At 38.4% G+C, this 10,515-nt stretch carries 11 protein-coding genes and 1 pseudogene; all 12 read right to left on the bottom strand.

Annotated features, from left to right (window positions below; all coding sequences use genetic code 11):
- Nucleotides 1–419: 419 nt before the first annotated feature.
- Nucleotides 420–935 (bottom strand): ATP:cob(I)alamin adenosyltransferase, encoded by a 516-nt coding sequence (locus N7548_RS08780; protein ID WP_263609102.1) that lies wholly within the window; start codon nt 933–935, stop codon nt 420–422.
- Entirely contained in the window at nt 935–2,491 is a 1,557-nt protein-coding gene (gene rseP / locus N7548_RS08775; RefSeq protein WP_263609101.1) for an RIP metalloprotease RseP, read from the bottom strand. Before rseP ends, N7548_RS08780 begins: the two co-directional genes overlap by 1 nt.
- Nucleotides 2,492–2,493: 2 nt before the next feature.
- On the bottom strand, nt 2,494–3,633 hold the full coding sequence (gene dxr, locus N7548_RS08770) for a 1-deoxy-D-xylulose-5-phosphate reductoisomerase (protein WP_263609100.1): 1,140 nt from the start codon (nt 3,631–3,633) through the stop codon (nt 2,494–2,496).
- Nucleotides 3,630–4,574 carry a phosphatidate cytidylyltransferase gene (locus N7548_RS08765; RefSeq protein WP_263609099.1) on the bottom strand — a complete coding sequence of 315 codons (945 nt, stop codon included), beginning with the start codon at nt 4,572–4,574 and terminating at the stop codon, nt 3,630–3,632. Before N7548_RS08765 ends, dxr begins: the two co-directional genes overlap by 4 nt.
- Nucleotides 4,571–5,275 carry a polyprenyl diphosphate synthase gene (gene uppS / locus N7548_RS08760; RefSeq protein WP_263609098.1) on the bottom strand — a complete coding sequence of 235 codons (705 nt, stop codon included), beginning with the start codon at nt 5,273–5,275 and terminating at the stop codon, nt 4,571–4,573. The genes N7548_RS08765 and uppS overlap by 4 nt, the downstream gene beginning before the upstream one ends.
- Nucleotides 5,276–5,377: 102 nt before the next feature.
- Nucleotides 5,378–6,451, bottom strand: a complete 1,074-nt coding sequence (locus N7548_RS08755) for a hypothetical protein (RefSeq protein WP_263609097.1) — start codon at nt 6,449–6,451, stop codon at nt 5,378–5,380.
- A 113-nt stretch (nt 6,452–6,564) separates the two neighbouring features.
- Complete coding sequence (locus N7548_RS08750; protein WP_263609096.1) at nt 6,565–6,795, bottom strand: hypothetical protein; 231 nt, start codon at nt 6,793–6,795, stop codon at nt 6,565–6,567.
- Between the two features lie 126 nt (nt 6,796–6,921).
- The gene (gene frr, locus N7548_RS08745; protein ID WP_263609095.1) at nt 6,922–7,476 is read right to left on the bottom strand and encodes a ribosome recycling factor; all 555 of its coding nucleotides are present in this window, start codon (nt 7,474–7,476) and stop codon (nt 6,922–6,924) included.
- Between the two features lie 9 nt (nt 7,477–7,485).
- A complete protein-coding gene (gene pyrH / locus N7548_RS08740; RefSeq protein ID WP_263609094.1) occupies nt 7,486–8,193 on the bottom strand; it encodes a UMP kinase in 708 nt (235 codons plus the stop codon).
- A gap of 34 nt (nt 8,194–8,227) precedes the next feature.
- Entirely contained in the window at nt 8,228–9,121 is an 894-nt protein-coding gene (gene tsf, locus N7548_RS08735; protein ID WP_263609093.1) for a translation elongation factor Ts, read from the bottom strand.
- A 101-nt stretch (nt 9,122–9,222) separates the two neighbouring features.
- Nucleotides 9,223–9,480 carry a Rho termination factor N-terminal domain-containing protein gene (locus N7548_RS08730; protein WP_263609103.1) on the bottom strand — a complete coding sequence of 86 codons (258 nt, stop codon included), beginning with the start codon at nt 9,478–9,480 and terminating at the stop codon, nt 9,223–9,225.
- A 6-nt stretch (nt 9,481–9,486) separates the two neighbouring features.
- Nucleotides 9,487–10,197, bottom strand: a pseudogene (rpsB, locus tag N7548_RS08725) (30S ribosomal protein S2); the annotation flags it as partial.
- Between the last annotated feature and the right edge of the window lie 318 nt (nt 10,198–10,515).

The following is a 10,515-nucleotide window of genomic DNA, read 5'->3' as shown; positions in this document are numbered from 1 at the left end:
ATCAAACTCTCCAAATTATATTTGAATTGTAAGAATTAGCTCTTATCTTTTTTTATTCTAAGCTTTCATTAGAATTGCTTTTTGTTTTATTCTTTATACACTCATCATCATTCAGTTTTCAAAGACCTACGTTGCTGCCCTCATTTGAGCGCTCATTTATAATAACATGCTAACGTTTTTAAGTCAACCATTTTGAGCAACATTTTTTATTATTTTGTTTTCTCAATTTTGTTATCTGAGCCCTTTTCTGTAGCGGCCGTGTATTATTCTATCTCAGTTGAAAATTAAAGTCAACAGATTTTATCAAAAAAATGTAAAAAGATTTTTTGGCTTTATTTCGCCCTATCCAGTCTTAGAATCCAATTAAAAATGCGCCTGTGCGTCATGTACACGTGTGTAAGAAAAAAAACGAAGCTCGGTTAGCTTCGTTTGGTCTCTTCGATGTTTTGTATGAAATTCATGTAACGCATTAAGGTGTACAAATAATCTGATAATCGGTTCATGTACTTTAATACAAGTTCATGTGTTGGGTAATCGACCAATAGTCTTTCTACCTTACGAACCTGCGTGCGTAACAAGGATACTTGAATCGCATCAATCCCGCCATCGTATGTAATGAATCGTTTGAGTGATGGCAAAACCTTATCCATCTCGTCGATGTCTTGTTCGAGCTGAGTGATGGCAGATTCAGGTATTCTGATTTTAAGCTTATCTTCTTCATCCACAATGATGGATGATATTAAAAACAAATAGTGATCGACTTCAGATAATTTTTGCAAGATATTTTCATCATCGATGTAATGTTTGCACAATGCCAATCGAGCAGATGCTTCATCGATTTCGCCCACCAAATGAATGGCTAAATTGGATTTGATGACACGTCTCGAAATGAGGTCTGTTTCACCTAAATCGCCTCGTTTGGTATATATTTTCATTAGAATAACCTCAAGATATCAAAGAATGTGACATAGACAAATAACGCCATAAGTAAGAAAAACATCACATTATTCGCTGTATTTTCGACTTTTTTATTGAGTGGACGGCGAATGACTGCTTCAATGCCTAAGAACACCAATCGACCACCATCGAGTGCTGGAATTGGTAATAAGTTCATTACACCAATGTTTACGGATAAGAACGCAACAAACCATAAGAAGGCACCTAAACCTTGTTTAGCGTATTGGCCAACAATATTGAAAATGCCTACAGGACCAGATAAATCGTTTAAACCAATTTGATCAGATCCCCCAAATAATAAGCCTAAAACAGCGATGACTTGGTTTACAGAATCACCAATACCAGTGAATCCTGACATGATTGCGTAACCAAAATCAAATCTAAAGTCAGGTTCAATACCAATGGTTGTTGTAACACTAGGCACACCTTGGCTGTCGAGCACTTCATTTTCCCAAACAATCCAATTCACGGTTTTGGTTTCAGTACCTCTTGTGAAGGTAACAAATACAGAACCACCATTGGTTGTTTTCGCAAAATCCACCAAATCAACCCAACTTGAAATTGGATATATGATGTCATCTAATTTAACAGATGTGATGATATCGCCATCCGCCAATAGATCGCCGGCCTTACCATAAGCACTACCAACGATTGCGCCATTATTTGAACCATTGATGACAGTTCCAGTGAAGTTAGACAATCCCATGGAGTTGATATCGACACGTGGGTTTGCCGTCAAATCAATGGTTTGATTATTTCTGATGACTCGAATCAATACGTTGGATTCTCCGCTCACGCTTTGAAGGGCAGTACCGATGTCTTGCCAGTTAGAAACATCCACCGAACCGATGCGAATAATTTGGTCATTATCTTGTAAACCAGCGATGAATGCTGGGTTGCCTTCAATTACATTACCAACCTTATTTACGTTAAGTGGTTTACCTTGAATAGAAGCGACAATTAAGAAGAGGAAAAATGCCAATACGAAATTCATGGCAGGTCCCGCAAATATCGTCAAAAAGCGTTGCCATAAGGTCTTCGATTCAAACGATCTTTCATACGGTGCAACCTGTAATTTCTTCTTTTTAGAAAAAACATAAAATGCATCTTTTTTAACCGTTAAAAATGTGTCTTTATCGTCTACAGTACCTTCGATGTATAGCCCTTTTTGATCTCTATCATAGAGGTCATAATGACTGACTACCATTTCGATATCTGCGGTTTGAAAGTCACCTAAAATGAACTCTTTGACTTCCCCATTTTCTAAATTTAAGCCTACTTTTTCGCCTTTTTTTAAGACGACTGAAAGGTCTTGTTCACCTGCCATTGAGACAAACCCACCAATGGGAATGGCACGAATGGCGTATTGGGTTTCGCCTTTACGGGTGGACCAGATCACAGGTCCCATGCCTACTGCGTATTCAAAACACAAGATGGAAGCTCTTTTGGCGAAAAAGAAGTGTCCAAGTTCATGTAGCGCTACGATGAGCCCTAATGAGAATACGAAGGCCAATAAGTTTAACAATAAATCCATAGTTACTTGCCTACCTTTTCATAAATCTTTTGATTACAGTTTAAGATATCTTCTAAGGTTGGTTCTTGAATGTTTTCCTTAAAGGATTCTACTGCTTCAATGACCAATCGTTCGATGTCTAAAAACGAAATTTCATTGTTTAAAAATAACGCGACTGCTTTTTCATTTGCAGCGTTCATAACGGTTGGATATAAACCACCCAATTCACCAACACGATAGGCTAGGGCCAAGAGTGGGTATCGAACATAATCCATGGGTTTAAATGTCAATGAGCCAATGGTTTCTAAATCCAATGGTTTGATATTAAGAGCTAAATGACGCGGATAGCTGAGTGCATATAATATTGGCATCCGCATGTCAGGATAACCCAAGATGGCTTTGGTTGATTCATCTCTGAATGTGACCATCCCATGGATGATGGATTCTTTATGCAATACCGTTTTGATTTGATGGTACGGGATACCAAACAAATGATGGGCTTCAATGACTTCTAACCCTTTATTCATCATGGTTGCACTATCAATCGTTATTTTAGCACCCATTTGCCAATTGGGGTGTTTTAACGCATCCCCTTTGGTGACATTGTTTAATTGTTCACGTGTCAGGTCTCTAAATGACCCACCGCTGGCTGTGATGGTGATGGATTGGATATCTTGCTTATTTTCACCCAACAATGCTTGTAAGATGGCATTGTGTTCAGAATCGATTGGGATGAGTTCCACTGCATGTTTTTTGACCAATTGATGGATTAAATCGCCTGCCATGATCAAGGTTTCTTTATTCGCTAATGCGATGTTTTTACCAGATTCAATGGCTTTGATGGTTGGGTATAACCCGACTGACCCCATCAATGCATTGACCAATAAACCGGGTTTTGGATAAGTTGCTAATGCAATTAAGCCTTCATCACCTAGTTCAAAACGGGTGTTTGGTGCTAATTTTTGATATTCAGTTAAATGCTGATCGTTTTTAAGTACGACAATTTCTGGTTGGAATGTTTTAATAATCACTTCATTTGAGGCGTGGTTTCGATTACCTAAAGAAATACCAATGAGTTTGAAATCGTTGGGATATTGTTCTATGACGGCCAAGGTTTGGGTTCCAATGGAACCTGACCCACCTAACAAATAAATGGACTTCATATGAGTACTGTTATCGCTAATGGGAATAACGCATTGATTGCCATAAATACCGCAACCAAAAATAGCGCTACGAAGATGGCTGAATCAAAACGGTCTAATACCCCGCCGTGACCTGGAAATATTTTCCCAAAGTCTTTAATCTCATAAGTACGTTTTAATCTGCTCGCAACCAAGTCCCCAACTTGACCTAAAATGGATGCGACCATGGTGATTGGAATGAATACCAATGCTTGTATCCATAGGGGCTCATACCCTAAGGACGAAAAGTTTTGTAAAAGGGTTTGTTGGAATGGGTCATTTAAAAATTTCCAAGTAAATACATCCCCATAGAATAATGCGAATCCTGTCCCTAAAATCGTGGCGATGATGGTTCCTGCAAAAGCCCCTTCCCATGATTTCTTCGGACTGATTTTGGGGGCCATTTTGTGTTTCCCAAAACGCATCCCAAAGAAATATGCAAACATATCTGTGGCGATGGTCACTAAGAATAGATAGACAATGAATCTAACACCAATTAGTCTGAGGATAGAAATTGCAGCTGCACCTAAGCCCATGTAATAAATAACCGTGATGGATTTACCAATATCCGACCCATCATAATCATCATAAAAGACGATGAGTCCAAACATTAAGAAGACAACGACCATTGCGATGGCGACGAAGTTAACTTTGATGTCAATTGGGGTTAACCCTGGTAAGATGGTATCGCTACTCCAAGCCAGTACAGCGGTTAAATATGTGAGAATCGCTGCGATGACGGTCAAAGCGCTGGGTACTTTGGAGAATTTCTTTTGTTTATTATACATGCTGATCAATTCTAAAGACCCAACCACGACCATCGCGATCATCGCGATTTGAAAGACCATGAAGAGTGGTTTAAGAATGACTATAGGTATGAATATTGCGAGCAAAGCTGCGCCAGTTATGATTCTTTGTTTCATTTTTTAAGTCCCCCAAAGCGTCGATCACGCTTTTGATAATGTAGGATGGCTTTCCACAAGGCTCTCTTATTGAACGCAGGCCAATGCGTTTTGGTGAAATAAAATTCGGCATAACTGATTTGCCATAATAAATAGTTTGACACCCGCTGTTCACCACTGGTTCTAATGAGTAAATCCACCGGTTGTTTAACCATGAGATGGTCATAGACATCTTGTTTGGTTGGATTTGTAATGCCCTCACTCATCATCTGTTGATAAGCAGTCAATAATTCATCATAAGCACCATAGTTAAAGGCGACCTGTAGTAATGTGCCTTTATGGTCTTTGGTTTGGACTTCTAAATCATCAATGATTTCAAGTAATTCTTTTGAAAGTTCTTGTCTGCGTCCGACATGCTTAACTCTGATATTTGAATTGAGGATTTTTTCTTTGTATTTTGAGAATTCTTTGATGGGTGTGGTCATTAAATAATCCACTTCATCTTGAGGTCTTGACCAATTTTCAGTCGAAAAAGCATAGACCGTTAATACTTCTATGCCTAATTCATCTGCGTATTGAGCGACTTTACCAATATTAAGTCCACCTTGATAGTGACCAAACGTCCTTGGTAAGCCTCTTTTTTTAGCCCATCTGCCATTACCATCTAAAATGATGGCGAGATGTTTGGGTATATCATGTTTTTTAAGTTTGTTTATATTCATATAAAAATCACCGTCGTAATCATTATACATGATTTTCAGTATTCCTTAACAGGAAATGGCAAATCCCATCAAAACACAAAAAAGAAAAGCAGATTGCTCTGCTTATATCAATTCTATCAACAGTGAAACCTCTCCAACTTGCCATCTACTCACGTAAATATAGTAAGTACCTGGTTCTAATCTAACTGTGTCAGATATTTCAAATTCAACTTTATCCCCCGATGAGGTCGTTACAAAAACATTTGGTAAGAGAGTATTGGTTGAGGTCATACGGAAGAAATTGCGTTCATCAACGGTCAATACGAGTAAATCTGTATCATAATTATAATGAATGTAGGTATTGGTGACTTCTCCAACCTTCACGTCGTGATGACGTCCATTGATTGATGCGCAGGCATCATCTGCAATCATATCTGCCCAAACCAAACTAGGTATGGCTATGTCATCATAAGATAACTTGATTTGCATCATTGTCGGTATATCATAATATGAATTTCCACTGCCTTTTTCGAAAAGAGCCACGAGATAATCCAACAAATTCGCCTCTATACTGATGATTCTTTTTGTATTAACATCTATATTTAAACTAAAATTCACATTGACATTGGTCAGAATAGAATTGGTTTTCTCATTCTTGGTATTTTGAAAACCTTTGATCATAGATGCCAATGTTGGATAATCTTGAATCAGTTTGGTTGCAGCGATGGTTACTGGATATGTTCGGATGTTTCCGATAGTGGTAAATTCATTTTCAATGACTTTTTCGTTTAAGATGATTTTGTCCAGTTTCCAATGGTCTTTACCAATGTATGGGTAATCTTCATAGATATAATCATTTTCATATTCAACAACACGATAAATATTGTCCTCATGAACATAGATGATGGAATCCAATTTTTCATTTCCCCAAAATCCAGCTTGAATCAAGGGATCGTTGAAAATGTAAATCGTAGACCGTTTATCCGGGTCTCCATATGGAGCATAGGACATCTGATAATCCAACTTAACACTTTTAGACGTTTCTAACGCCATATACGCTGCATGGATGAACTCATTATCCACCGTATCTTCACCTATCTCTTCAACGACATCATTAATCGACGATTCACAACCGATCAATACGATTAAAAAACTCAAAAATAAACTTGCACATAACAAACGTTTCATGAGATTCATATTATTCCTCCATTATCTCAATTGTATCATCCAGTGTATATTTTAACAAGATTTAATTATTTATTTATAATCAAAAAAAGAACAGGCATTAATAGCTTGTTCTTCTTAAAAAACTATTTTAAATATTTGAGCATATCTGTTTGGTATCTACCTTGTACTAAGAATAACAAGTCAATTACCCAAAGGATAAAACCAACGGTTCCTACAGAAATGATACCAATCACTAAACGAATGAGACCCCACTTCATGTCTCCCATAACAAATCGGTCAATTCCAAGTGCGTTTGTAAACGGAATGATGACCAAAATCATTTCAAGCAAACTTAAATTTTGTTTCTTTGCCACAATATCACGCTCCTTTAACTCTATTATAACGAATCGTTAAGAATTTTGTAAGACTTATCGAGCAATAGATGATCATTTGAATACATTTTTAAAAAGAAAAAGGCCAATTGCTTGGCCTTTGACAATTTAGATTGCCATGATTTCGTCGATTTTGATCTTAGTCACTTGATCAACTTTTTCCACGAATTTGTCGGTTAATGTTTGAACGTCTTCAATATAACCATGTTCTGCATCTTCGGTTAGTTCTAACTTCTTGATGTGTTCATTGGTTTCTCTACGGACATTTCTAACCGCGATTTTACCATGTTCAGCAAGTTTCTCAGCTTGTTTAGCCAATTCTTTTCTGCGTTCAGTGGTTAGTTGAGGTAAAATCAAACGGATTCCCACACCATCATTTTGAGGTTGTAACCCCAATTGAGATGCTTGGATAGCAGTTTCGATTTTCTTCAATGTGGATTTATCAAATGGTTTGATATATAGTTGATTACCTTCAGGTACAGAGATGGATGCGATTTGTTTGATTGGGCTATCTACGCCATAATACTCGATGTGAACAACATCTAGTAAGGATGGGTTAGCTCTACCGGTACGAATCGATGCGAAATCGTGTTGAAGGGCATGAATGGATTTCTCCATTTTTTCTTCGGCTTCTAATAATAGTAAATCCGCTTGTTCGTTCATCTTATCCTCCTATTTTACAATGGTGCCTAATTTTTCACCTAAGACGGCTTTTTTGATATTGCCTTCTTGGTTCATATTAAATACGATGAGATCGATGTGATTGTCTTTACACAAGCTTGCGGCTGTGGAATCCATGATTTCTAGACCATGTTCTAAGACAAATTTATGGGTTAATTCGTTATACATGATGGCATCTGTGAATTTTCTAGGGTCTTTATCGTAAACCCCTTCAACCCCATTTTTCGCCATTAAGATGACTTCTGCGTCGATTTCTGCGGCACGAAGTGCGGCTGCAGTATCGGTCGAGAAGTAAGGTGATCCAGTACCGCCTACAAAGACTACAACACGACCTTTTTCCATATGACGTGTCGCACGTCTGCGGATATAAGGTTCGCATACTTCTGAAACGTTTAATGAACTCATCACACGGGTTGGTACGCCTAATTTTTCAAGCGCATCTTGTAATGCTAGTCCATTCATGATGGTTGCTAACATACCCATGTAGTCGGCTTGTGCACGATCCATACCGAGACCTTCAGCGGTTTTACCACGCCAAATGTTCCCACCACCAACGACAATACCCACATCGATGCCAAGGTCTTTAACATCCTTGACTTCTTTGGCTAATTTCATGACGGTTTGAGGATCGATACCAAACTCTGTATGGCCTCTCATCGCTTCTCCACTCATTTTTAGTAATACGCGTTTATAGCTCATAGACACCTCGATCTTTAGATTTTATTTTATTTGATTAAGCTCTAACTTGTTCCATAACTTCTTTAGCGAAGTCTGTTTCTTTCTTTTCGATGCCTTCGCCAACTTCTAAGCGGATGAAGGATACTACCACTGCTTTGTTGTTCTTGACGTATTGTTCAACGGTTTCATCTGGGTTTTTAACAAATGGTTGGTTGACCAAGCAGATGTCTTTAAGTTGTTTATTTAAACGACCTTCGACCATCTTTTCAAGGATGTTTTGTGGTTTAGGTTTAGCTTCTTTAGAGTTTTCTTCAATCGCTTGGTGAACTAAAACGTCTCTTTCTTTCGCGATGAAATCTGCAGAAATTTGAGATTGGTCTAAGTATTGTGGTTTTTGAGCTGCTACGTGCATTGCGATGTCTTTAGCAACCGCGTCATTACCACCATTTAATAAGGATAATGTAGCGATTCTACCACCCATATGTTTGTAAGCACCAAACACTTGAGCTTCTTCTTTAACGACTCTTTGAACACGTCTTAAAGTGATTTTTTCACCGATGGTTGCGGTCGCTTCTGCCAACAAGGTTTCAACAGACTTTCCATTGTTTACCACTTGTAATGCAGCTTCTGTGCTTTCTGCACCGCTTGCAAGGATGATTTGTCCTAAATTGTCTAGTAAGCTTAAGAATTTTTCATTCTTAGCGACGAAGTCAGTTTCGGAGTTTAATTCATAAATAACGGCAACGTTGCCATCAACGATGACATTGCATAGACCTTCTGCTGCGATTCTGTCAGCTTTCTTAGCGGCTTTTGCAATCCCTTTTTCTCTTAAATAAGTAACGGCTGCGTCAATATTGCCATCGGTTTGTTCTAATGCTTTTTTACAATCTAACATCCCCGCGCCGGTGATGTCTCTTAGTTCTTTAACTTGTGCTGCTGTAACTGCCATGGTTAATATCCTCCTAATTTCAATAATATTATACCTTTTTTTGATTCTTTTGTACTCTTTATTAAAATAAAAGGGATGACTTAACATCCCTATCTACCTTTTTACTTTAATGCTGCAAGTAAGTCAGCTTTCTTCATTTCTTCATAGCCAGGAACATTCTTTGCTTTTGCAAGTTCTCTTAATTCACTTGTTTTTAGTTTTTCTAGTTCAGTTGGTTGAGCGGATGAAGCAGGTGCTGCTGCGCCTTCTCTTTTAACATAAGGCTTTTTGTATTCTCTATTTTCTCTAGGTTGAGCATTGTCTCTTTGAGGACGTCTTGGACGTTCTTTGTTTTCAACGTTTCTAGATGCTTCTTGCATGTTAACTTCTTCAGCATCTTCAAACTTTTCAACCACGCCACCTTGTGCTTCAATGACTGCGTTACCCATAACCCAAGTGATGAGTTTAACGGCTCTGATCGCGTCATCGTTTGCAGGAATGACATAGTCAACGTCATCTGGATCACAGTTGGTATCAACGATACCGAATACTGGGATGTTTAAGATACGTGCTTCTAGGATGGCATTTCTTTCTTTACGTGGGTCTACGATGAAGATAGCTTCAGGTAGTTTTTGCATTTCTTTGATACCACCTAGGAACTTTTCAAGTCTTTCGCGTTCTTTCTTAAGACCGATGACTTCTTTCTTAGGTAATACTTCGAATGTGCCTTGTGCTTCCATGTCGTATAAGTCTTTCAATCTCTTGATTCTTCTACGAATGGTTTTGAAGTTGGTTAAGGTACCACCTAACCATCTTTGATCAACATAGTAGTGACCAGTTCTTGCTGCTTCTTCTTTAACTGCTTCTTGTGCTTGCTTCTTGGTACCTACGAATAGGACTTTACCACCATTTTGTGCAATGGCGAACAATGCTTGGTACGCCTTCTCGATAGACTCTGCAGTCTTCTTAAGGTCGATGATGTAAATGCCGTTACGTGCAGTGTAAATGTAACGAGCCATCTTTGGGTTCCATCTTCTGGTTGCGTGACCGAAGTGAACGCCAGATTCAAGTAATTGCTTCATTGAAACGACTGACATTTTTCTTTCCTCCATTTGTTAGTCTTCCTCTGCATGACATACATGGTTTCAACCACCCGTGTGGGCACCTGGTAAACCACTGTTCATGCATGTGTATTTTACTGCCTTATTAACTATATCATATTACATATGGGAATGCAACCCGTTTTGCATTTTTTAAAGGAAATCCCTGCTAAATGCATCAAAATCCTGTGAACTACCCACCACTTAACTAGAAGTGGGGGCTTCCTATCCATAAAAGCGTACCCGCGATTGACTCAATAGGCTATCCCCGTAGTCCCTACGGTTCTTAATGTGTCTTATTACTGAAAAGCTAAT

Origin of the sequence: Paracholeplasma manati, from assembly GCF_025742995.1 — a bacterium.
Lineage (GTDB): Bacteria > Bacillota_I > Bacilli_A > Acholeplasmatales > UBA5453 > Paracholeplasma > Paracholeplasma manati.
The sequence above is the reverse complement of the archived record's forward strand: the minus strand, read 5'-3'. Positions and strand labels throughout refer to the sequence as shown.

What these genes read in the sequence shown, in the direction of transcription:
- pyrH (WP_263609094.1), bottom strand. Translation starts at nt 8,193, where the DNA reads ATGAGCTATAAACGCGTATTACTAAAAATGAGTGGAGAAGCGATGAGA.
- N7548_RS08730 (WP_263609103.1), bottom strand. Translation starts at nt 9,480, where the DNA reads ATGCAAGAAGCATCTAGAAACGTTGAAAACAAAGAACGTCCAAGACGT.
- dxr (WP_263609100.1), bottom strand. Translation starts at nt 3,633, where the DNA reads ATGAAGTCCATTTATTTGTTAGGTGGGTCAGGTTCCATTGGAACCCAA.
- tsf (WP_263609093.1), bottom strand. Translation starts at nt 9,121, where the DNA reads ATGGCAGTTACAGCAGCACAAGTTAAAGAACTAAGAGACATCACCGGC.
- N7548_RS08765 (WP_263609099.1), bottom strand. Translation starts at nt 4,574, where the DNA reads ATGAAACAAAGAATCATAACTGGCGCAGCTTTGCTCGCAATATTCATA.
- N7548_RS08755 (WP_263609097.1), bottom strand. Translation starts at nt 6,451, where the DNA reads ATGAATCTCATGAAACGTTTGTTATGTGCAAGTTTATTTTTGAGTTTT.
- N7548_RS08780 (WP_263609102.1), bottom strand. Translation starts at nt 935, where the DNA reads ATGAAAATATATACCAAACGAGGCGATTTAGGTGAAACAGACCTCATT.
- rseP (WP_263609101.1), bottom strand. Translation starts at nt 2,491, where the DNA reads ATGGATTTATTGTTAAACTTATTGGCCTTCGTATTCTCATTAGGGCTC.
- frr (WP_263609095.1), bottom strand. Translation starts at nt 7,476, where the DNA reads ATGAACGAACAAGCGGATTTACTATTATTAGAAGCCGAAGAAAAAATG.
- uppS (WP_263609098.1), bottom strand. Translation starts at nt 5,275, where the DNA reads ATGAATATAAACAAACTTAAAAAACATGATATACCCAAACATCTCGCC.